Annotated in this window: 18 protein-coding genes; 10 read left to right on the forward strand and 8 right to left on the reverse strand. The window is 68.1% G+C overall.

What is annotated here, in order from left to right; genetic code table 11:
• The first annotated feature begins 1 nt into the window (after position 1).
• The 7 genes from QMO14_RS21805 (at position 2) to QMO14_RS21835 (ending at position 7,355) form a co-directional block, all read left to right on the forward strand.
• The gene (locus QMO14_RS21805; protein WP_301509709.1) at positions 2-844 is read left to right on the forward strand and encodes an ABC transporter permease; all 843 of its coding nucleotides are present in this window, start codon (positions 2-4) and stop codon (positions 842-844) included.
• A gap of 187 nt (positions 845-1,031) precedes the next feature.
• Positions 1,032-1,664 carry a response regulator transcription factor gene (locus QMO14_RS21810; protein WP_301509711.1) on the forward strand — a complete coding sequence of 211 codons (633 nt, stop codon included), beginning with the start codon at positions 1,032-1,034 and terminating at the stop codon, positions 1,662-1,664.
• A gap of 631 nt (positions 1,665-2,295) precedes the next feature.
• Entirely contained in the window at positions 2,296-2,799 is a 504-nt protein-coding gene (locus tag QMO14_RS21815) for a PA2169 family four-helix-bundle protein (protein ID WP_301509712.1), read from the forward strand.
• Positions 2,800-2,984: 185 nt separating this feature from the next.
• Positions 2,985-4,007, forward strand: coding sequence for a D-xylose ABC transporter substrate-binding protein (gene xylF / locus QMO14_RS21820; protein WP_301509714.1), 1,023 nt, complete (start codon positions 2,985-2,987; stop codon positions 4,005-4,007).
• Positions 4,008-4,179: 172 nt separating this feature from the next.
• Positions 4,180-5,376, forward strand: coding sequence for a sugar ABC transporter permease (locus QMO14_RS21825; RefSeq protein ID WP_301509715.1), 1,197 nt, complete (start codon positions 4,180-4,182; stop codon positions 5,374-5,376).
• 1 nt (position 5,377) lies between these two features.
• Positions 5,378-6,181 carry an ATP-binding cassette domain-containing protein gene (locus QMO14_RS21830; protein ID WP_301509717.1) on the forward strand — a complete coding sequence of 268 codons (804 nt, stop codon included), beginning with the start codon at positions 5,378-5,380 and terminating at the stop codon, positions 6,179-6,181.
• A gap of 10 nt (positions 6,182-6,191) precedes the next feature.
• A complete protein-coding gene (locus tag QMO14_RS21835; RefSeq protein WP_301509718.1) occupies positions 6,192-7,355 on the forward strand; it encodes an ROK family transcriptional regulator in 1,164 nt (387 codons plus the stop codon).
• A 4-nt stretch (positions 7,356-7,359) separates the two neighbouring features.
• On the opposite strand, the gene QMO14_RS21840 is transcribed toward QMO14_RS21835, so the two are convergent.
• A complete protein-coding gene (locus QMO14_RS21840; RefSeq protein ID WP_301509719.1) occupies positions 7,360-8,622 on the reverse strand; it encodes a helix-turn-helix domain-containing protein in 1,263 nt (420 codons plus the stop codon).
• A gap of 131 nt (positions 8,623-8,753) precedes the next feature.
• Between QMO14_RS21840 and QMO14_RS21845 the strand changes: the two genes are divergently transcribed.
• Positions 8,754-10,868, forward strand: a complete 2,115-nt coding sequence (locus QMO14_RS21845; protein ID WP_301509721.1) for a PQQ-dependent dehydrogenase, methanol/ethanol family — start codon at positions 8,754-8,756, stop codon at positions 10,866-10,868.
• A 170-nt stretch (positions 10,869-11,038) separates the two neighbouring features.
• On the opposite strand, the gene QMO14_RS21850 is transcribed toward QMO14_RS21845, so the two are convergent.
• Both QMO14_RS21850 and QMO14_RS21855 read right to left on the reverse strand, forming a co-directional pair.
• The gene (locus QMO14_RS21850; RefSeq protein WP_301509722.1) at positions 11,039-12,013 is read right to left on the reverse strand and encodes a tripartite tricarboxylate transporter substrate-binding protein; all 975 of its coding nucleotides are present in this window, start codon (positions 12,011-12,013) and stop codon (positions 11,039-11,041) included.
• Between the two features lie 137 nt (positions 12,014-12,150).
• Complete coding sequence (locus tag QMO14_RS21855) at positions 12,151-13,329, reverse strand: citrate synthase (RefSeq protein WP_301509723.1); 1,179 nt, start codon at positions 13,327-13,329, stop codon at positions 12,151-12,153.
• Positions 13,330-13,411: 82 nt separating this feature from the next.
• Here QMO14_RS21855 and QMO14_RS21860 point away from each other — a divergent pair, with 82 nt between their 5' ends.
• Together QMO14_RS21860 and QMO14_RS21865 are read left to right on the forward strand one after the other, a co-directional pair.
• Positions 13,412-14,536, forward strand: a complete 1,125-nt coding sequence (locus QMO14_RS21860) for a citrate synthase/methylcitrate synthase (RefSeq protein WP_301509725.1) — start codon at positions 13,412-13,414, stop codon at positions 14,534-14,536.
• Positions 14,537-14,640: 104 nt separating this feature from the next.
• A complete protein-coding gene (locus QMO14_RS21865; RefSeq protein WP_301509726.1) occupies positions 14,641-15,660 on the forward strand; it encodes a hypothetical protein in 1,020 nt (339 codons plus the stop codon).
• Here the strand turns inward: QMO14_RS21865 and QMO14_RS21870 are convergent.
• From QMO14_RS21870 to QMO14_RS21890, 5 genes are all read right to left on the reverse strand, one after another.
• Positions 15,651-16,901, reverse strand: coding sequence for a phenylacetate--CoA ligase family protein (locus QMO14_RS21870; protein WP_301509728.1), 1,251 nt, complete (start codon positions 16,899-16,901; stop codon positions 15,651-15,653). The genes QMO14_RS21865 and QMO14_RS21870 overlap by 10 nt on opposite strands.
• Before the next feature lie 49 nt (positions 16,902-16,950).
• Positions 16,951-17,763, reverse strand: coding sequence for an ABC transporter ATP-binding protein (locus QMO14_RS21875; protein WP_301509729.1), 813 nt, complete (start codon positions 17,761-17,763; stop codon positions 16,951-16,953).
• A 173-nt stretch (positions 17,764-17,936) separates the two neighbouring features.
• Positions 17,937-19,268 carry an ABC transporter substrate-binding protein gene (locus QMO14_RS21880; RefSeq protein ID WP_301509731.1) on the reverse strand — a complete coding sequence of 444 codons (1,332 nt, stop codon included), beginning with the start codon at positions 19,266-19,268 and terminating at the stop codon, positions 17,937-17,939.
• Between the two features lie 65 nt (positions 19,269-19,333).
• Positions 19,334-20,398 (reverse strand): branched-chain amino acid ABC transporter permease, encoded by a 1,065-nt coding sequence (locus QMO14_RS21885; RefSeq protein ID WP_301509732.1) that lies wholly within the window; start codon positions 20,396-20,398, stop codon positions 19,334-19,336.
• 3 nt (positions 20,399-20,401) lie between these two features.
• Positions 20,402-21,331 carry a branched-chain amino acid ABC transporter permease gene (locus tag QMO14_RS21890; RefSeq protein WP_301509733.1) on the reverse strand — a complete coding sequence of 310 codons (930 nt, stop codon included), beginning with the start codon at positions 21,329-21,331 and terminating at the stop codon, positions 20,402-20,404.
• Positions 21,332-21,367 lie beyond the last annotated feature (36 nt).

The raw sequence follows: 21,367 nt of genomic DNA on the forward strand, positions 1-21,367 counted from the left end.
GATGCGCCTGCTGACTCTGCCGGCCATCGCGATCGTGCTGGCGCTGATGGTGGCGCCCATGGCGATGCTGCTGCGCTACTCGCTCAACATCTACACGCCCACCGAGCTGATGGTCGAGGCCTTCACGCCGCGCAACTACGTGCAGGTGTTCGCCGACCCGTACTTCCGCGAAGTGCTGTCCGTCACCCTGCGGGTCGCCGCCATCACCACGCTGGTCGCATTGCTGGCGGGGCTGCCCGCCGGCTACACGCTGGCGCGCATGCCGCGGCGCTGGAAGATGTGGCTCACGCTCGCCACCATCCTGCCGCTGATGGTGGGCAACGTGGTGCGCTCGGCCGGCTGGCTGGCGCTGCTGGGCAACAGCGGCCTGTTCAACGCGGTGGCGCAGTGGAGCGGGCTGGTGCGCGAGCCCATGCAGCTCATGTTCAACCAGCCGGCCGTGGTGGGCGTGATGGTGACCATCGTGCTGCCGCTGATGGTGATGACGCTGGCCAGCGTCATCGAGGGCATACCGCGCAACGTCGAGGAGGCGGCCGCCAACCTGGGCGCGCCGCCCTTCACCGTGTTCCGCCGCGTGGTGCTGCCGCAGGCCATGCCGGGCGTGATCGCGGGCATGTCGCTGGTCTTCATCCTGTGCATGAACGCCTATGCCACGCCGGTGCTCATCGGCGGGCCGCGCTTCAGGATGATGACGCCCGAGATCTACCAGCAGTTCGTCGGCCTGAACAACTGGCCTTTCGGCGCGGCGCTGGCCTTCATGCTGCTGGCGGTGACGCTGGTGGTCGTGCTGGGCATCGGCGCACTGTTGCAGGGCAACTGGCGCCGCCAGGAACGGCGCGCCTGAAGCCTTGCCGCTGCGGGCCGGACGCCGCGTCGCTTCCGTCCGACGCGGACGACAGGCAATCCTGCATTGCCGTGCAGGACAACGCCGCTTCCTGCGTTTCCGGTGTTCCGGGGGCCGATGCCTGTGGCATCTTCGTTCCCCTGTCGCGCCGCCTCTGGCGCGCATCGCTTCAAGCAGGAACAACACCATGATCAAGATCGGCATCGTCGACGACCACGCCGTCGTCCGCACAGGCCTGAAGTCGTTCTTCTCCACCTTCGTCGATTTCCGCGTGGTCGGCGAGGCCGGCAGCGGCCGGGAGGCCATCGATCTCGTGCGCACGACCGATATCGACGTGCTGGTGATGGACCTTTCCATGCCTGGCCAGAGCGGCATCGACGCGCTCGCGATGGTGCGCGCCAAGGCGCCCGACCTCGGCGTGCTCATCCTCAGCGGCTATCCGGAAGAACACTATGCGGTGAACCTGATCCGCCAGGGTGCCTCGGGCTACCTCAACAAGGAATGCGACCCCGAGGAGATCGCCAGGGCCATCCGCACCATCGCGCTGGGCCGGCGCTACATCTCGCCCTCGGTGGCCGAGCTGCTCGCTGGCCAGCTGGAGCGCAAGGACAACGCTCCGCCGCACGAGCACCTGTCGGAGCGTGAGTTCCAGGTGTTCCTCAAGCTGGCCAAGGGCGAGTCGGTGGGCGCCATCGGCGAGGCGCTGTCGCTCTCGGTGAAGACAATCAGCACCTACCGCACGCGGCTGATGGAGAAGATGAACCTCTCCACCAACAGCGACCTGACCTACTACGCGATCAAGACGCAGCTGATCGACTGATCGCTTGGGCAGGCAGTCGCCGCGTTCCGAGGTGCATCGCCGAGGGGCGCTCAGGGCGGTCGTCCGGACTTTCGTCCTGACGCTGGGCGCCACGCTGCTGGTGCTCAACTTCACCAACGGCGAGAAGAAGCTCCACGAGCAGGGGTCATGGACAACCGGGTGAAGGCAAGATGCCGGGCGACATGCGGGCGCGGACGTCCAGGGGTTCGCCCTCCGGCGGCAGCGAGAGCCGTCGGGCGCATCCGCGAAGGCGGCCGGGCGCGCGGCGCACCTGCGGGACGCAGACGTGCCCATGCTCTTCGCGCACGGCCTGCGTGACACGCCTGCCGGGCCCGCGCCATTCGACGACACCGTGCAGGCGCCGGGTCCGATCGCCACCGTGCTGGAGATCTAAGGCGCCGACCACTCGTTCCACGTGCTCAGGCGCACCGGCCGCACCGACGAAGAGGCGCTGGGCGAACTGCTCGACGGCATCGCCGTGTGGATGCAGGCCTGGCGCATCGGCTGAAGCCGGGCCGCGCGGGTCGTTCTTCGCCTACGCCGTGTCGCCGGAAGGGACGACGCGGCGCAGCCGCGGATTTTTGAACGATGGGTCTTCGACAGACAGCAATTCAACCCAAAGGACCCCGACATGGCATACACCGACTCATCCCTCGACACCCTCCAGGCTGCCGGCCCCGTGCTCGCCAACGACGAAGTGGTGGACGTGCTCAACGACCTGCTCGAGAACTCGCGCGACGGCGAATACGGCTTTCGCGCCTGCGCCGACGAAGTGGAGAGCCCCGCGGCGAAGCAACTGTTCGCCAATCGCGCCGAAGAGTGCCGCAAGGCCGGCAGCGAACTGATGGCGCTCATCGCGGCCTACGGCGGCAAGCCGGCAGAGGGCGGCACTGCCAGCGGCGCGCTGCATCGCGGCTGGGTGCACGTGAAGGGCTCGCTCGGCGCGAACAGCGAACTCTCCATCCTCGAATCGTGCGAGCGCGGCGAAGACACCGGTGTCGCGCGCTATCGCAAGGCCCTGAAGCAGAACCTGCCCGCCGACGTGCGCAGCGTGGTCGCCGCCCAGGCCGAAGGCGCGCAGCGCAACCACGACCAGATCCGCGACCTGCGCAACGCTGCGCGCGTCCGAGACTGATCACCATCCGTCGCTTCAGCGCACGAAGGCCGGCCCTGCCCGGCCTTTTTCATGGGCGCCGCACGCTTGGGGAATTCCCCGATGCCCATGATCCCGCCTCGATGGGATAGTTAGTTCGGCCTTCAAACTAACTAATTTCTTACTTGGCTGGCGCCTGCGGGCGAATCAATTCAGGAGAGACATCGATGCAACTGAAACACACCCTGGCCGCCATGGCCTTCGGTCTCACGGCCGTCGGCGCGATGGCGCAGACCGTGGTCGGCGTGAGCTGGTCCAACTTCCAGGAAGAGCGCTGGAAGACCGACGAGGCCGCCATCAAGGCCGAACTCGAGAAGCTCGGCGCCAAGTACATCAGTGCCGATGCGGGCGGCTCGCCCGAGAAGCAGCTGGGCGACATCGAGGGCCTGATGTCGAAGGGCGCGAAGGCGCTCATCGTGCTGGCGATGGACAAGGACGCCATCCTGCCGGCAGTCACCAAGGCCACGCGCCAGAAGGTGCCCGTGATCGCCTACGACCGGCTGATCGAAGCGCCCGGCGTCTTCTACATCACCTTCGACAACGTCGAGGTCGGCCGCATGGAGGCGCGCGAGGTCTTCAAGGTCAAGCCCAAGGGCAACTACGTGATCATCAAGGGCTCGCCCAGCGACCCGAACGCCGACTTCCTGCGCGCGGGCCAGCAGGAGGTGCTCGATGCCGCCATCAAGAAGGGCGACATCAAGATCGTCGGCGACGAGTACACCGAAGGCTGGAAGCCCGAGGTCGCGCAGAAGAACATGGAGCAGATCCTCACCAAGAACGGCAACAAGGTCGACGCGGTGGTCGCCGCCAACGACGGCACGGCCGGCGGCGCGGTGGCAGCGCTCACGGCCAAGGGCATCCGCGGCATTCCGGTGTCGGGCCAGGACGCCGACTTCGCGGCGCTCAACCGCATCGCGCTGGGCACGCAGACCGCCACCATCTGGAAGGACTCGCGCGAACTCGGCCGCGAAGCCGCCCTCGCGGCCGTTGCGCTGGCTGCCGGCAAACCGGTCGACAAGGCCGCGCCGTGGGCCGGCGGCGCCAAGAAGATCTCGCTGTCCTCGCGGCTGCTGACGCCGGTGCCGATCACGCGCGACAACCTCGACGTGGTGGTCAAGGCCGGCTGGATCAAGAAGGACGAGCTCTGCAAGGGCGTGTCGGGCGCCAGCGCGCCCGCGGCCTGCAAGTAACGACGCAACGCAACGCGCCGGCGCCATTCTCGGAAAGCGCGCCGGCCCTTCTTCTCTCTCCCATGCAATGCATCCGACTGCCGGCCCTCGCGGGCCCGGCCGGCGGGCGCCTGCGCACCCACGCAGTCCCACGTACTCCAAGTACTCCAAGTACTCCCAAAGGGTCCGAAACATGAGCAACCCATCACCAACACCGGGCTGGTGGCGCCGCACCGGCGTCGACCTGCGGCTCATCCTGATGTGCGTGCTGCTGGTCGTCATGGCCGTGGCGTTCAGCGTCATGTCGGGGGGCGTGTTCCTCTCGCCCGAGAACCTCTACAACGTCGCGCAGCAGACGGCGGTGGTGGGCATCGTGTCCACCGTGATGGTGCTCATCATCGTGGCGCGGCACATCGACCTGTCGGTGGGCTCGGTGATGGGCTTCGTGGGCGTGCTCATCGCCTACCTGCAGTACACCTCCGGCTGGTCGTGGCCCACGGCCTGCCTCGCGGGGCTCGCGGTGGCGCTGCTGGTGTCCATCTACCAGGGCTGGCTCACGGCGGTGCTGGGCGTGCCTTCGTTCGTGGTCACGCTGGGCGGCCTCATGTCCTTCCGGGGCGCGGCCTTCCTGGTGGCCGACGGCAAGACGCAGCCGGTGAACGACGAATTCTTCCAGCGCCTGGGCGGCGGCTACGACGGCGGCATCGGCGTCACCGCGAGCTGGGTGCTCGCCGCGCTGGTGGCGCTGGTGCTGTTCGGCCGCATGGTGCAGAAGCGCCGCGCGCGCCAGCGCTACGACATGCCCACCGAGGCGCTGTGGCTGGACGTGCTCATCACGGCGGTGCCGGTGGCGGTGGTGTTCGGCTTCGCGTGGGTCATGAACAGCTACCAGATCTCGTCCAAGAACGAGCCTCAGGGCATTCCGATCCCGGTGCTGATCTGGGCCGTGGTGGCCGTCGTGCTGTCGTTCATCGTGCACCGCACGCGCTTCGGGCGCTACGTGTTCGCGATGGGCGGCAATCCCGACGCCGCGGCGCTGGTGGGCATTCCGGTCAAGCGCGTCACCCTGATGCTGTTCGCGCTGCTGGCGGTGCTGGTCACCATCGCGGCCATCGTGTCGATCGCGCGCCTGAACGCCGGCACCAACTCGCTGGGCACCGGCATGGAGCTCTACGTGATCGCCGCGGCCGTCATCGGCGGTACGGCGCTGGCGGGCGGCAGCGGCTCGATCTTCGGCTCGGTGCTGGGCGCGCTGATCATGCAGTCGCTCGACAGCGGCATGCTGCTGCTCGACGTGCCCATCGGCAAGCGCATGGTCATCATCGGCCAGGTGCTGATCGTGGCGGTGGTCTTCGACGTGCTCTATCGCCGCAAGTTCGGAGAAAGCTGACATGGACACCAACATCGACACCTCCAAACCTCTCGTCGAACTGCGCGAGATCCGCAAGGCCTTCGGCGGCGTGAAGGCCGTGGACGGCGTGAGCGTGAATCTCTATCCCGGCGAAGTGGTCGCGCTGCTGGGCCACAACGGCGCGGGCAAGTCCACGCTGATGAAGATGCTCGCGGGCGCCTACCCCATCGACTCGGGCGACACGCTGATCGCGGGCGAGAAGGTCAGCATCCGCACGCCCGCCGAGGCGCAGGCGCAGGGCATCGAGACCATCTACCAGACGCTCGCGCTGGCCGACAATCTCGACTCGGTGGCCAACCTCTTCCTCGGTCGCGAGAAGATGACCGCGTGGAACACGCTGGACGACCACTTCATGGAAGTGCAGGCGCGCAAGGTGTTCCAGCGCCTGAACAGGAACTTCACCAACATCCGCGTACCGGTGCGACGCCTCTCGGGCGGGCAGCGGCAGGTGGTGGCCATCTCTCGCGCGCTGTACTTCAACGCGCGCATCCTCATCATGGACGAGCCCTGCGCCGCGCTCGGCCCCGAAGAGACCGCGATGGTCGGCGGCCTGGTGAAGCAGCTCAAGGCCGACGGTGTGGGCATCTTCCTCATCACGCACGACATGCCCGACGTGTTCTCGCTGAGCGACCGCCTCGCGGTGATGAAGAACGGCAAGCTCGTGGGCACCTACCGCACCGCCGACGTGACCGAGGACGAAGTGCTCGGAATGATCATTGCCGGCAAGCGGCCCGAGGGCAAGGAGCAGGCCCACCACGCCGACACCGCCGCGGCACCTGCCTGACAGAGCCGACGTGACCACCACGGCCGACCTGCAACTGGTGAAGCGCATGAACCGCAGCGTGCTGCTGCGGCTGCTGCGCGCGCAGCCGGGCCTCTCGCGCGCGCGGCTGGCCGGCGAGAGCGGCCTCACCAAGTCGACCGTGAGCCTGCTGGTGCGCGAGCTGATCGACGAAGGCTGGCTCAGCGAGGCCGGCGCGACCGTGGCCGACGGCCTCGGCCGGCCCTCCACGCCGCTGCGGATCAATGTGGGCGTGCGCGCGCTGATGGGTGTGGAGATCGCGGTGGAAACCGTGCGCCTGGTGTGCATGTCGCTGCAGGGCGAGGTGCTGCATTCGCAGAGCCACGACCTGACCGATGGCTCGCCAGCCGGCGTTTGCACGCAGGTCGCGCGCATGGCCGCCGCCGGGCATGCGAAGCTGCGGCAGCTCGGCCTGCAGCTCTCGGGCATCGGCGTGTGCGTGCCCGGCGCCGTGGACGACTGCACCGGCGTGGTCCGCTTCGCGCCCAACCTCGGCTGGCGCAACGTGAGCCTGCTGCCTGCGCTCGAGGAAGCCTTCACGGCCGCCGGCCTGCCCGGCGTCACCGTGCAGCTGCAGAACGACGGCGACGCCGCAGCGCTCGGCGAGTACGAGTTCGCCTCCAGCGTGGGCCAGGAGGGTGAAGACCCGCTGATCTTCGTCAACTGCGACGTGGGCGTGGGCGCGGGCGTGGTGCTCAACGACAGGCTCTTCACCGGCGCGCAGGGCATGGCCGGCGAGATCGGCCACACCATCCTCCATTTCGAAGGACCGCTGTGCTCGTGCGGCCGGCGCGGCTGCGCGGAGGCCTTCTTCGGCTCGCGCGTGCTGGAGCGCGAAGGCGCCGACCTGAAGCGCGCCGCGGCCCTCTTCGGCGTGCTGCTGCAGAACCTGTGGGTCACCTTCGACCCGCGCGCCATCGTGCTCGGCGGCAAGGCCTGCGCCGACAACCAGGGCTTCGCGCAGGCGGCCTTCGAATGCGTGAAGCGCCATGCGGACGATGCCGGCTTGCCGGCGCCCGAGCTGCGCACCGCACGCTATGCGGAGCTCGCGCCCGCCGTGGGCGCCGCCGCGCTCGCGCTGCACGAATACCTGCGGCCGCTGCAGCCCGATGCGAAGGCGCGGCGCGCGCGTGCGCTGGCCCGCGCGGCTGCCTGATCAGTCAGTCCGTCGCGGCGTCTTCGCGCCAGCCCCGCAGCCGCCGGTAGAGCGTGCCGCGCGAAACGCGCAGCTGCCGCGCCGCCTGCGACACGTTGCCGCCATGTGCGGCCAGCGTTTCCTCGATCAGCTTGCGGCTGTGCTCGCGCAGCGTTTCGGCGTGTGGCGCAGCCTCTTCGCCGGCTGCGTGTTCGCTGGCTTGCGTGACCGGCATCGCATCGTGCCGCTCGATGGCCAATGGCGGCGTCTCACCCGGCATCGCCACCGCATGCCGGAAATCCGCGCCATCCGCGCCGCCCTTCAGCTGCGCCTGCACCCACACGCCGAGGCCGCTCGCCAGCCGCAAAGGCTGCGCCGCCTCGCGCCGCCCGAGCCGCAGCAGGCTCGCAAGATCGTGCCCCAGCAGGAACTCGACATCGCGCTCGTCCGCCGCTTCCGGCAGCCGCCCCAGCAGCCGCGCGCCGGCGTTGTTGAGCCAGGCGATGGTGCCGTCGGGCGAGATGCCGGCCAGCGCCTCGAGCGGCGTGCCCAGCAGCGTCGGGCTGGCCTGGAAGCGCAGGATCAGGTGGTCGCGCGACTGCGCCTGCAGCAGCCTGTTCTCGATGGTGGTGGCGTACAGCGACACCATCGACGCCGCGTCGAAGCCGAAGCGACGTGCCTCCACCGTGAGGTCGAGCACGCCCGCGAGCTGCCCCGTCACGTCGCGGATCGGCGCGGCCGCGCACTGCATGTGGCACAGCACGTCGAAATAGTGCTCGGCGCCGTCGACCGTGCAGGCCTGCCCGGTGCTCGCCACGATGCCCGGCGCGGTGGTGCCGACCACGCGCTCCGCGATGTTCACGCCCACGCGCGCCGTCTTGCGCAGCACCGGCTGGTGCGCGGCGGCGGGATGCTGCGTGACGTGCACCACCACGCCCTCGCGGTCGGTGAGGATCACGCGGCAGTCGGTGCCCGCGAGCGAGTGCTCCATCTGCCCCAGCTCCTGCCGCGCCACGTCGAGCAGCTGGCGGTTGCGCGCGAGCGTGGCGTGCAGCCGGCTGGGCGTGACCGGGTCGAATGGAACGATGCGCTGGCGGTCGGTGTGGGTGCGGCTGCAGCGCATCCACGACTGGATCACCGCCTCGCCCACCAGCCCCGAGGGGCGCACGCCTTCCTCGAAGAACTGCTGCCGCGCGAGCGCCACGCGCTGCGCGGGCGTGCTTGCGAAGAGCTGGCGCGGGGCATCGGGTGTACCGATTCTTCCGACAAGGCTTCTGTCGAGGGCCATGGGTGAGCTGCCTCCCGTTTCAGGACCAGTGTCGAATGTGTTCCGCAATGGAACAGCCCCGGACTGGGGAAATCCCGAAGATGAACGCGCGGCCTGTCCCGACGATTCTTGGCGCACAAAGGAGACCTGCGATGAAAAAAACACACTCCGGGCTGCTCGTGCTCGCCGGCGCATTGCTGTGCCTGGGCATCAATACTGCAGCCACGGCCCAGAACGCACTGGACCGCGCGGCGGCCGCCACCAAGCGCGTGGACGGCAGTTTCATCCGCGCCAATGCCGCGCAGAAGAAGACGCCCGACTGGCCCAGCGTGGGCCTGGACTATTCGGAATCGCGCTTCAGCCGGCTCGACCAGGTGAACGCGGGCAACGTGAAGGACCTGGGGCTGGTCTGGTCGTACAACCTCGAATCCACGCGCGGCGTGGAAGCCACGCCGCTGGTGGTGGACGGCATCATGTACATCACCGCCTCCTGGAGCGTGGTGCATGCCATCGACACGCGCACCGGCCAGCGGCTGTGGACCTTCGATCCGCAGGTGGACAAGTCCAAGGGTTTCAAAGGCTGCTGCGACGTGGTGAACAGGGGCGTCGCGATCTACGAGGGCAAGGTCTACGTCGCGGCCTACGACGGCCGCCTCATCGCGCTCGATGCCGCCACCGGCCAGAAGGTCTGGGAGAAGAACACCATCGAGGGCCAGAAGGGCAGCTACACCATCACCGGCGCGCCGCGCGTGTTCAAGGGCAAGGTCATCATCGGCAACGGCGGCGCCGAGTACGGCGTGCGCGGCTTCGTCACCGCCTACGACGCGAAGACCGGCGACCAGAAGTGGCGCTGGTTCGTGGTGCCGGGCGACCCTAGCAAGCCCTTCGAGGACGAGTCGATGGCGCGCGCCGCCAAGACCTGGGACCCGAGCGGCAAGTACTGGGAGGCCGGCGGAGGCGGCACCGCCTGGGACAGCTTCGCCTTCGACCCCGAACTGAACCTGATGTACGTGGGCACCGGCAACGGCTCGCCCTGGTCGCACAAGGCGCGCAGCCCCAAGGGCGGCGACAACCTCTACCTGGGCTCGGTGGTGGCGCTCGACCCCGACACCGGCAAGTACGTCTGGCACTACCAGGAGACGCCAGGCGACAACTGGGACTACACCTCCACGCAGTCGATGATCCTGGCCAACGTGAAGATCGGCGGCAAGCAGCGCAAGGTGCTGCTGCATGCACCGAAGAACGGCTTCTTCTTCGTCATCGATCGCACCAACGGCCGGTTCATCTCGGCGAAGAACTTCGTCGAGGTCAACTGGGCCACGGGCTACGACAAGAACGGCCGTCCCATCGAGATCGCCGCCGCGCGTGACGGCGCCAAGCCCTACGACGCCATTCCCGGCCCCTTCGGCGCGCACAACTGGCACCCGATGTCGTTCAACCCTCAGACCGGCTTCGCCTACCTGCCCGCGCAGCACGTGCCGATCAACCTCATGGACGACAAGGACTGGAAGTTCAACGAGGACGTACCGGGCCGCCCGCACGCGGGGCTGGGCTGGAATCTCGCCAAGTTCGCCAATGCCGAGCCGCCCAAGAGCAAGCCCTTCGGCCGCCTGGTGGCCTGGGACCCGGTGGCGCAGAAGGAAGCCTGGGGTGTGGACTACGCATCGCCCTGGAACGGCGGCACCCTCACCACCGCCGGCAACCTCGTGTTCCAGGGCACGGCCGACGGCCGCCTGCTGGCCTACAACGCCAAGACCGGCGAGAAGCTCTGGGAAACGCCCACCGGCACCGGCGTGGTGGCGGCACCGTCGACCTACATGGTCGACGGCAAGCAGTACGTGTCGGTCGCGGTGGGCTGGGGCGGCGTCTACGGCCTCGCGCAGCGCGCCACCGAGCGGCAGGGCCCGGGCACCGTCTACACCTTCGCGGTGGGCGGCACCGCCAAAATGCCCGAGTTCGTGCAGTACCGCATGGACAAGCTGGTGCAGGGCGTGAAGTACGACCCCGCCAAGGTCCAGGCCGGCACCATGCTCTACGTGAGCAACTGCGTCTTCTGCCACGGCGTGCCGGGCGTGGACCGGGGCGGCAACATTCCCAACCTCGGCTACATGGACGCGGCCTACATCGAGAACCTCGACAAGTTCGTGCTCAAGGGGCCGGCCATGTCGCGCGGCATGCCCGACTTCACGGGCAAGCTCTCGAACGACGACATCGAGAGCATCAAGGCCTTCATCCAGGGAACCGCCGACGCCATCCGCCCGAAGTAGAGGACGCAGCAGCACCAACAAAAAAGAAAGCCGCCGTCCCAAAGGACAGCGGCTTCAATTTGTCAATTCCAGGAACACCGAGGAACCGGCTTCGCCGGGCCTCAGGTGTTGCCCCCGGAAGGGGGTTGGCGAAGCGACACGAAGTGCGCGCAGCCTGGGGGCGAACTCAGTCAATCGGCGTACACGCCGGCCGCCTTGATGATCGGGCCCCACTTCGCGATTTCGGCCGAGACGAACTTCTTGTGTTCCGCCGGCTCGGTGCGCTTGTCGGTGGTGATCACCGCGCCCAGCGCTTCTTCACGCTTGATGAAGCCCGGGTCCTTCAGCGCAGCCTTGATGGCTTCGTTGAGCTTCTTCAGCACCGGCGCGGGCGTGCCCTTGGGCGCGTACACGCCGTGCCAGATCGCCACTTCGAAGCCCTTCAGGCCCGACTCGTCGAGCGTCGGCAGGTCTTTCAGCGCCGGAGTGGTCAGGCGCTTGGCCGTGGTCACGGCGTAGGCCTTGACCTTCTTGGCCTCGATCTGCGACGTGGTGTTGGTGGTCTGGTCGCACAGCAGGTCGATCTGGCCGCCCAGCAGGTCGGCGATGGCCGGGGCCGTGCCCTTGTAAGGCACAGGCGTCATCTCGACCTTGATCGCGCTCTGGAACAGCAGGCCGCACAGGTGCGAGGCGGCGCCCAGCCCGGCGTTGCCGAGGTTGATCTTGCCCTTGTTGGCCGCGATCCAGGTCGTCAGTTCCTTGTAGTTGTTGGCCGGCAGGCTGGGCTTGCCGATCAGCGTCATCGGCACTTCGTTGATCATGCCCAGGTATTCGAAGTCGGTCTCGACGTTGAAGGGCAGCTTGCGGTAGAGCGCCGGCATCGTCGACATGCCGATGTGGTTCAGCAGCAGGGTGTAGCCGTCGGGATTGGCGCGCGCCACCTTGGCGGTGCCGATGGAACTGCCCGCGCCGGCGGTGTTGTCAACCACGATGGTGGTGCCCAGCGTCTTCTGCATGGCTTCGGCCAGGTCGCGCGCGACACGGTCGGTGGGGCCGCCGGCGGCGAATGGCACCACCAGCGTCACGGTCTTGCCCGCGGGAAAGTCCTGGGCGTGTGCACCGACGGCCGCGGCGGCAATCGCCGCGAGGGCGAACAGTTTCTTCATGTCGTCTCCGGAAAGGGGGGGATAAAAACGCCGCGATCTTAAGGGCTGACCGAGGCCTGACCTATAGCGAATAGCCCTTAGCTTCGCGTCGTCATGCGCACCTCGGCGGGGCGTGCCGAGGGGTCTTTTCAGGTTCGTCAGGCCGGCTGCTGTGGCCCGGCGGGCCCGGTGTAGCGCGCACGCGGGCGGATCAGCTGGCCCGTGGCCTGCTGCTCCAGCACATGCGCCGTCCACCCGACGGTGCGCGCGAGCGCGAACAGCGTGAGCGGTGCGCCCGGCGGCAGCTTGTGCACGGCAGCGAGGGCGGCCAGCGCGAAGTCGATGTTCGCGGCCTCGCCGAGCAGCTTCTCCCCGATGCCGCGCAATTCCTCGAAGGCGGGCGGCAGTTCGATGTTCGCCAGCAGGGCGACGCAGCGTGCGTCGCCGCCCGGGTATAGCGGATGCCCGAAAGCCGCCAGCGGCCGGTCGTGCGCGAGCCATTCGCGTACCGCGGCCTCGGCGCCGACGTCCGCCGCATGGCGCATCAGCGCCTGCACCGCGGCCGATGCGCCGCCATGCAGCGGCCCGGTCAATGTGCAAAGGCCTGTGAGCAGGCAAGCGGCCACCGATGCGCCGGTCGAGGCCGTCACGCGCGCGGCGAAGGTCGATGCGTTGAGCTCGTGGTCGGCCAGCAGCACCAATGCGCGGCGCAAATCGTCGGCGGCGCGCGGCCGGCGCCACGCCGAGGCCAGCCGCATGTGCAGCGGCATCTCGCGCGCGGCGGGCGTGGTGCCCAGCATCGCGTCGGCCAGCGCGCCGATCGCGCTCGCGGCCTCGGCCTGAAGCACGCTGCGCGAGCGGCCGCGCGATGGCAGGTCGGTGGCGGCGCGGGCCGCGAGCGCGAGCAGGCCAGCCTGCAGCGGTGCGTTGCCTGAAGCAGCGGACGCAGCCGAAGCAGGAAGGCGCGGCGGTGCGCTTTCCCACAGCAGCCCCGCCACATCCTCCAGCGTGGACTGCTCCGCCAGCACGCAGGCGTCCTGACCCCGATAAAGCAGCCGCCCGTCGGCCACTGTCGATACGGCAGAGGACAGCACCGGCTCGCCCCACTGGATCGCCTCGCTCGCCACCGTCTCGACACTGCGCCGGCCCCGCGCGCGTGCCGCGACGCGCTGCACGTCGTCGCGGTGATAGAGGCTGCGGCGCGGGTCCGCCGCGTCGGGCTTGGCGCGGATGCGGCCGCGGCTCACGCTCGCGTAGAGCGTCTGCGGGCGCACCTGCATCAGCTCCAGGGCCTCCGCGGCCGGCAGCCACAGGGGCGTGCTTCTCTTCATGGTCATGTTGACAGAATAGATCAAGATTGACGTCAATATCCAGCTGGCCAGAATCAATGTCATCGTGACAACCCAGGAGCAAATAGCGATGAACAACGATGACGACGGCAGCCTCGAAGGCGTGGTGGCCGCGCATACCGTGCTGTCCGGGGTGGACGGCGAGGCCGGGCGGCTGGTGATCCGCGGCCACGAGCTCGACGAGATCGCGCAGCGCTGGCGCTATGAAGACGTGGTGGGCCTGCTGTTCGAAGGCTTCTTCGACACGCTGCCCACCGCCTCGGCCCTGCGCCGCGCCATCGGCCGCGCGCGCCGCGAGGCCTTCGAGCTGCTGCAGCCGAACGATGACGCGCTGCTGCGCCGCATGCCGCCCATCGAGGCCGTGCGCGCGCTGATGGCGCGGCTTCCCGATGGCGATGACCTGCCGACCGCGCTGCGTCTCGTGGCCGCGCCGGCCGTCTACACCGCCGCGGTGATGCGCTGGCGCCTGGGCGTTCCGGCGCTCGCGCCCGACGAGGCACTCCCGCACGCCGCCGACATGCTTCGCATGCTGAATGGCCGTGCACCCACGCCGGCGCAGAGCGCCGCGCTCGACACCTACCTCGTCACCGTGTGCGACCACGGCCTCAACGCATCGACCTTCGCGGCTCGCGTGGTCGCATCGACCGGTGCGGGGCTCGCATCGGCCGTGCTCGCGGGCATCAGTGCGCTCAAGGGGCCGCTGCACGGCGGTGCGCCCGGCCCGGTGCTGGATGCGCTCGATGCCATCGGCACCGCAGCCAACGCCCGTGCCTGGCTGGAGCAGGCCGTGGCCGATGGCCAGCGCCTGATGGGCTTCGGCCATCGCATCTACCGCGTGCGCGATCCGCGCGCCGATGCGCTCAAGGGCGCACTCGGCCGGCTCGGCGAGGAGGGCAGCGTGAACGCCGCGCGCTTCGCGCTGGCCGAAGCCGCCGAGCAGGCCGCGCTCGCCATCCTGCGCGAGAAGAAGCCGGGCCGCGCGCTGGAGACCAACGTCGAGTTCTACACCGCGCTGCTGCTCGAAGCGCTGGGCTTCGGCCGCGAGAGCTTCACCTGCGTGTTCGCGGCGGGCCGCGTGAGCGGCTGGGTGGCGCATGCGCGCGAGCAGGTGAAGAAGGGGCGACTGATCCGTCCACAGTCGGTCTACATCGGGCCTGCACCGGAGGAATCGGGCGAGGCCGCACTCGCGCACTGAACCTACAGGGCGCACCCGCCGTCATCCGATACGCTCGTCTTTTTCCGCATGATGTGGCCGCGCCGGCCATGCCATGCGTCGTGAAAGGCGAAAGTATTTCCTCCATGACGGCTACCTCTCCCTACACGCAAGCATTGCAGGCACTGCGCCTGCCGCGCGATCTCGCGCTCATCACCGTGGCCATCGATGCCGTGCTGGTGCTTCTCAACACAACCATGCAGCTGTGGCCCGACTCGCCCAATGCCGAGCAGCTGCGCAGCGCCTATGCACTGCCGGGCGTGTGGATACCTATGGTGTTCAGCATCGGTATGGCCTGGGTGCTCGCTGCCGCGCTGGCCTGGAGCCACGGGCGCAATGCGCTGGAGAAGCGCGGCGTGGAAAGCTTGGCGCGGCTGCCCCAGCCGCGCATCCGCTACGGCGCGGCATACGTCGTGGTGCTGCTGCTGAACTTCCACGCGCTGAGCCCGCTGCTCTACGACCTGCAACTGCTCTTCATGCCGGGCGGGCGCCTGCATGAATCGCTCGGCGACACCTCGATGCGCGCGGCGATGCCGGTGTTCATGTTCCTGCAGTCCGTAGCCCAGCTGATCGTGCTGGTGCTCGGCGTGTGGCTTGCGGCATGGGTCGCGCTGAGGGCCGGCCGTGCCGATGCCTCGGACGCGCAGGGCGATGAAGTACCTGCGGGCTCCTCGCCGCGCCGCGCGGTGGCGCTTGTGGGCGCATCGGTGTTCGCGTCGCTGCAGATGTGGAGCGGCGCGGCCGTGAGCCGGTGGAGCTCCATGTCGCAAGGCCTGGACGGCGCCGGGCTGCTGGTGGCTTGGGTGGTGCCCCCGCTGGCAGCCTTCGCGCTGGCCTTCTGGGGCGGCTGGCTGGGCGCGACGGCAGGGCTTTCGAGGATGCGGCCTTTCAGGGCCGTGGCGGCGTCGGTGCTGGCTTTCGCGCTGGTGCAGATCGGCTGCATCGCCATCGCGCTGGCCTGGCTGGCGCTGGCGGTCTGGCTGCACGGCTTCAACAGCGCGGGCAGCCTCGTCGGCTTCGCGCTGGCGCTCGTGCTGGTCTACACCCTGCTCACGGTGTTGCTTACCCGCGCCACCACGCGCAGGCTGTATCGCCGCTACTTGTAGCTGCGCGCGTCCTCGATCACCTTGCCGTCGTTGGGCAGCGAGCCCGCGCCCAACACGACGACCTCGCCGCGCAGCTTGGTCACTTCGCGGATCACGGCGCTCACGCGCGCTTCCAGCCCTTCGGGCGCAGTGCCCGCGCATTCGAGCTGCAGCGTCATCCTGTCGTCGCCCATTTCGCCCGATACGACGAGGCGCGCGCGCTGCACTTCGGGAAAGCGCCGCGCGATCTCCGCCACCTGCGACGGGTGCACGAACATGCCGCGCACCTTGGTGGTCTGGTCGGCGCGGCCCATCCAGCCCTTGATGCGCTTGTTGGTGCGGCCCGTTGGGCAGGTGCCTGCGAGCACCGCAGAAAGGTCGCCGGTGCCGAAGCGCACCAGCGGGTAGTCGGGGTTGAAGGTGGTGACGACGATCTCGCCGACTTCGCCGTCGGGCACCGGGTCGCCGGTGCCGGGGCGCACGATTTCCACAAGCACTCCCTCGTCGAGCACCAGGCCTTCGCGCACGCTGGTCTCGTAGGCGATGAGGCCCAGGTCGGCGGTGGCATAGCACTGCGTGCCCTTCACGCCGCGCGCGGCGATCCAGTCGTGCAGGCTCGGCGGAAAGGCCTCGCCGGAGACGAGGGCCTTGGTCAGCGAGGGCAGCTTGAGTTTCTTCTCCTCGGCCTTTTCCAGCAGGATCTTGAGGAAGCTCGGCGTGCCCGCGTAGCCCTCCGGCTTGAGGTCCGCCATGGCCTCCAGCTGTTGCTCGGTCTGGCCGGTGCCGCCCGCGAACACGGTGCAGCCCATGGCGTGCGCGCCGCTTTCCATGATCGAGCCAGCGGGCGTCATGTGGTAGCTGAAGCTGTTGTGGATGAGCTCGCCGCCGCGAAAACCCGCCGCGTGCAACGCGCGCGCGGTGCGCCAGTAGTCGCGCGCCTCGCCCTCGGGCTCGTAGATGGTGCCGGGGCTCGCGAACACGCGCGGCATGCGCGGCCCGCGCACGATCGTCGAGAAGCCGCCGAAGGGGTCGTCCGCGCGGCGTGCCTTCTGCAGCTCGAGCAGTTCCGATTTGCGCGTGACCGGCAGTTTCGCGAGCGCTTCGCGCGTGGTGACGTCGGCGGGCTTCACGCCGTCGAGGATCTTCGCGAAGGCGGGGGCCGCTGTCTGCGCCTGCGCGATCTGCTTCGGCAGCGCGGCCAGCAGGTCGCGTTCGCGTTCGGCGGGGTCTCGGATCTCGAGCTTGTCGTAGTGGTCGGTCATGTCCGTACCCTTCATCTTTCGGTTCTGTTCAGCCTCCGGCGAGGGAGAGTCAAGCCAACCAGCGCTTGCGCCGCTTGTAGCTCTTCACGTCGCGGAAGCTCTTGCGGTCCGCGCCACCGACTCCGAGGTAGAACTCCTTCACGTCTTCGTTCTCGCGCAGGCTCTTGGCCTCGCCGTCCATCACGATGCGGCCGTTCTCCAGGATGTAGCCGTAGTCGGCGTAGCGCAACGCCATGTTGGTGTTCTGCTCGGCCAGCAGGAAGGTCACGCGCTCCTTGGCGTTGAGGTCCTTCACGATCTCGAACACTTCCTCCACGATCTGCGGCGCCAGGCCCATCGAGGGTTCGTCCAGCAGCACCATGGTCGGGTTGGCCATCAGCGCGCGGCCGATGGCGCACATCTGCTGCTCGCCGCCGGATGTGTAGGCGGCCTGCGAGCCGCGCCGGGTCTTCAGGCGCGGGAAGTACGCGTAGACCTTCTCCAGCGTCTGCTGCACCGCGGCCTTGCCGTCGGTGCGTGTGTAGGCGCCGGTCATCAGGTTCTCCTCGATGGTCAGGTGGGCGAAGCAGTGGCGGCCTTCCATCACCTGGATCAGCCCGCGCTTGACCAGCTCGGCCGGCGACAGCGCCTCGATGCGCTCGCCGCGCAGCTCGATGGTGCCCTTGGTCACCGCGCCGCGCTCGCCCGCCAGCAGGTTGCTCACCGCGCGCAGCGTGGTCGTCTTGCCCGCGCCGTTGCCGCCGAGCAGCGCTACGATGCCGCCGTCGGGCACGGTGAGCGACACGCCCTTGAGCACCAGGATCACGTGGTTGTAGATGACCTCGATGCCGTTGACGTTGAGGAGGATGTTGGATTCGCTCATGGTGTGGTCCGAAGCATTCGAAAGAACCGGCGCGACGCCGTTCTTTCGGATGCCCGCTCGGCCCACCGCCCTTGCGGGAAACACCGCGGAACCGGCTTTGCCGGGCCGCGGGTGTTGCCCCCTGCAAGGGGGTTGGCGAAGCGACACGAAGTGCGCGAAGACTGGGGGTCAGCTCAAGATTGGCAATCCGCCGCGTCGCGACGCGTGAGCTTCTTCTCGCTCGCGTATTTGTCCGCGGCGGCCTTCACCATCGGCTTGATGATCTGCTCGTCGGCCTGGTACCAGTCGGACATGTCGCCCCACTTCGCGCCGTCCCAGGTGTGCACGCGCGCCCAAGTCGAGCCCATGTGGTCCTGGCAGGAGGTGCTCAGCGGGCGCATCACGCCCGAGAAGCCCAGCGCGTCCAGCTTCTTCTGGTCGAGCGCGAGGTTCTCCATGCCCCAGCGCACCTGCTCGCCGGTCATGACCTTGCCTTTGCCGAAGCGCTCCTGCGCGCGCTTCACGGCCTCGATGGTCAGCATCTGGATGATCACGCCGCGCGTGTAGAGCACCGAACCCACTTCTTCCTTCGGACCGGTGCCCTGGCCCTTGTCGTGCACCTGCTTGAGGATGTCCTGGATCACCTTGGGCTGCGTGCCCGAGGTGTTCAGCGCCAGCGCGTGATAGCCCTTGGCGTTGGCGCCCACGTCCTTCACGTCGGGCTCGGCGCCGGCCCACCACACACCGTACATCTTGTCGCGCGGGTAGCCCGTGGCCACGGCCTCCTTCAGGGCGGTGGAGTTCATCACGCCCCAGCCCCACAGCAGCACGAAGTCGGGGCGCTGCTGGCGCACCTGCAGCCAGGCCGACTTCTGCTCCACGCCGGGCGCGGTCACCGGGATCAGCGAGAGTTCGAAGCCGTTCTGCTTGGCGCGCTCCTGCAGCAGCGGGATCGGTTCCTTGCCGAAGGGCGAGTCGTGGTAGACGAGGGCGATCTTCTTGCCCTTGAGCTTGTCCATGCCGCCTTCCTTCTTCCCGATGTGCTGGATCAGGATGTCGGCCGCGGTCCAGTAGGAGCCCATCAGCGGGAAGTTCCACTTGAAGACGCCGCCGTCCTGCGAGGCCGCGAGGCCATAGCCCAGCGTGATCAGCGGAATCTTGTCGGTGGGCACCTTGTCGGTCAGCGCGAAGGTGATGCCGGTGGCTTGCGGGTCGAAGAGCGCCACGCCGGGGCGGCCCTTCAGGCGCTCGTAGCACTCCACGCCCTTGTCGGTGGCGTAGCCGGTCTCGCACTCTTCGTACGAGATCTTCACGCCGTTGATGCCGCCGGTGGCGTTGACCAGCTTGATGTAGTCCTGCTTGCCGTTGGCCCAGGGCGTGCCGTTGGGGGCATAGGGCCCGGTGCGGTACACCAGCAGCGGAAAGAACTGCTCCTTGGCCTGCGCGTTGGCCATCGATGGCGCAAGCGCGGCGCCGAGGGTGCCGGCCACCAGGGCGGCGGTCAGAGCGAGCGATTTCAGTTTCATGCCTGTCTCCTTTGTGGGCACCTCGGTGCCGGGTTTTGACTAACGGGAACCTGTCTCTTTCAATGTCAGTGCGGGAAGGGCCACAGCCGCAGCTTCTCTTTTGCCGTGGACCACAGCCGCGCGAGGCCGTGCGGCTCGACGATCAGGAAGAACACGATCAGCGCGCCGAAGATCATGGTCTCCAGGTGCGAGGCCAGCGCGGTAGAAATCGAGAAGCCCAGCCAGCCCGGCAGCTGGTTGAGCAGCAGCGGCAGCAGCACGATGAAGGCGGCGCCGAAGAAGCTGCCCATGATCGAGCCCAGCCCGCCGATGATCACCATGAACAGCAGCTGGAACGAGCGGTCGATGCTGAAGGCGGCCGGCTCCCACGCGCCCAGGTGCACGAAGCCCCACAGCGCGCCGGCCACGCCGACGATGAAGCTGCTCACCGCGAAGGCCGTGAGCTTGGCGTACACCGGGCGGATGCCGATCACCGCGGCCGCCACGTCCATGTCGCGCATCGCCATCCACTCGCGGCCGATGGCGCTGCGCACCAGGTTCTTTGCCAGCAGCGCGAACACCACCACGAAGAGCAGGCAGAACAGGTACTTCTGCACCGGCGATTCGATCGGCACGCCGAACACGTTGAGCCCCGCCACGCTCACCGAGCCCGACGAAGAATTGTTGGTGAACCACTGGATGCGCAGGAAGGCCCAGTCGGTGAAGAACTGCGCCGCCAGCGTGGCCACGGCCAGGTACAGACCCTTGATGCGCAGGCTCGGAATGCCGAACAGCACGCCGATCACCGTCGCGCACAGGCCGCCCAGCAGCAGCGATGCGATCAGCGGCATGCCGTCGATGCGCACCTGGAAGTTGTAGGCCGCATAGGCGCCCACCGCCATGAAGGCGCCGGTGCCCAGCGAGATCTGGCCGCAATAGCCAACCAGGATGTTGAGGCCCAGCGCCGCGAGCGACAGGATGAGGAAGGGCGTGAGGATGGCGCGCATCCAGTAGTCGGACACGCCCAGCGGCACCACGACGAACGCCACGAGCAGCAGCACCAGCATCGCGATGCGGTCCTGCGCAATCGGAAAGATCTGCTGGTCGGCCCTGTAGCTCGACTTGAACTGGCCGTTTTCTCTGTAGAACATTGCTCAGACCCGATCGATGATTTTTTCGCCGAACAGGCCTTGCGGGCGAACCAGCAGGAAGACCAGTGCGAGCACATAGGCAAACCAGATCTCGATGCCGCCACCGAGCATGGGGCCGAGATAGATTTCGGACAGCTTCTCGCCCACGCCGATCAGCAGGCCGCCGATGATGGCGCCCGGAATCGATGTGAGCCCGCCCAGGATCACCACCGGCAGCGCCTTCAGCGCCACCAGAGAGAGCGAGAACTGCACGCCCAGCTTCGATCCCCAGATGATCCCGGCCACCAGCGCCGAGAAGCCGGCCACCGACCACACGATCACCCAGATGCGCTTGAGCGGAATGCCGATGGATTGCGCGGCCTGGTGGTCGTCGGCCACCGCGCGCAGCGCTCGGCCCGTGGCCGTCTTCTGGAAGAAGATGGCCAGCACCACCACGAGGCCGGCCGCCACCAGCGCGGCGATCAGGTCTTCCTGGCTCAGCAGCAGCCCGCCCTGGAAGGTGCCTTCGAGCACCATCAGCGGTTCCTTGGGCATGCCCACGTCGATCTTGTAGATGTCGTTGCCGAAGATCGTCTGGCCCACGCCGTCGAGAAAGTAGGCGATGCCCAGCGTGGCCATCAGCAGTGTGATGCCTTCCTGGTTCACCAGCTTGCTGAGTGCGAGCCGCTCGATCAGCCAGGCCACCACCACCATCACCGCCATGGCCGCAATGAAGGCCAGGATGTTCGCGAGGATCTGGCTTTCGAAGCCGAACCACAGCGGAAACCACTCCGAGAAGCGCGCCATCGCCAGCGCCGCGAAGAGCACCATCGCGCCCTGCGCGAAGTTGAAGACACCCGAGGCCTTGTAGATCAGCACGAAGCCGATGGCGATCAGCGAATAGAGCATGCCGACCATGAGGCCGCCGAAGAGGGTTTCGAGGAAAAAGCCCATGTCAGTGTCTTTCTTGTTTTTCTCCCTCCCCCGCTG

This window comes from Variovorax sp. CAN15, from assembly GCF_030462475.1.
Taxonomy (GTDB): Bacteria; Pseudomonadota; Gammaproteobacteria; order Burkholderiales; family Burkholderiaceae_C; genus Variovorax.

Bases quoted from the DNA above. Each gene is read 5' to 3' on its own strand.
- QMO14_RS21860 (WP_301509725.1), top strand. From the start codon at position 13,412: ATGAACAACGATGACGACGGCAGCCTCGAAGGCGTGGTGGCCGCGCAT.
- QMO14_RS21825 (WP_301509715.1), top strand. From the start codon at position 4,180: ATGAGCAACCCATCACCAACACCGGGCTGGTGGCGCCGCACCGGCGTC.
- QMO14_RS21890 (WP_301509733.1), bottom strand. From the start codon at position 21,331: ATGGGCTTTTTCCTCGAAACCCTCTTCGGCGGCCTCATGGTCGGCATG.
- QMO14_RS21870 (WP_301509728.1), bottom strand. From the start codon at position 16,901: ATGACCGACCACTACGACAAGCTCGAGATCCGAGACCCCGCCGAACGC.
- QMO14_RS21855 (WP_301509723.1), bottom strand. From the start codon at position 13,329: ATGACCATGAAGAGAAGCACGCCCCTGTGGCTGCCGGCCGCGGAGGCC.
- QMO14_RS21880 (WP_301509731.1), bottom strand. From the start codon at position 19,268: ATGAAACTGAAATCGCTCGCTCTGACCGCCGCCCTGGTGGCCGGCACC.
- QMO14_RS21830 (WP_301509717.1), top strand. From the start codon at position 5,378: ATGGACACCAACATCGACACCTCCAAACCTCTCGTCGAACTGCGCGAG.
- QMO14_RS21810 (WP_301509711.1), top strand. From the start codon at position 1,032: ATGATCAAGATCGGCATCGTCGACGACCACGCCGTCGTCCGCACAGGC.
- QMO14_RS21875 (WP_301509729.1), bottom strand. From the start codon at position 17,763: ATGAGCGAATCCAACATCCTCCTCAACGTCAACGGCATCGAGGTCATC.
- QMO14_RS21805 (WP_301509709.1), top strand. From the start codon at position 2: ATGCGCCTGCTGACTCTGCCGGCCATCGCGATCGTGCTGGCGCTGATG.
- QMO14_RS21865 (WP_301509726.1), top strand. From the start codon at position 14,641: ATGACGGCTACCTCTCCCTACACGCAAGCATTGCAGGCACTGCGCCTG.
- QMO14_RS21845 (WP_301509721.1), top strand. From the start codon at position 8,754: ATGAAAAAAACACACTCCGGGCTGCTCGTGCTCGCCGGCGCATTGCTG.
- QMO14_RS21815 (WP_301509712.1), top strand. From the start codon at position 2,296: ATGGCATACACCGACTCATCCCTCGACACCCTCCAGGCTGCCGGCCCC.
- xylF (WP_301509714.1), top strand. From the start codon at position 2,985: ATGCAACTGAAACACACCCTGGCCGCCATGGCCTTCGGTCTCACGGCC.
- QMO14_RS21885 (WP_301509732.1), bottom strand. From the start codon at position 20,398: ATGTTCTACAGAGAAAACGGCCAGTTCAAGTCGAGCTACAGGGCCGAC.
- QMO14_RS21840 (WP_301509719.1), bottom strand. From the start codon at position 8,622: ATGGCCCTCGACAGAAGCCTTGTCGGAAGAATCGGTACACCCGATGCC.
- QMO14_RS21850 (WP_301509722.1), bottom strand. From the start codon at position 12,013: ATGAAGAAACTGTTCGCCCTCGCGGCGATTGCCGCCGCGGCCGTCGGT.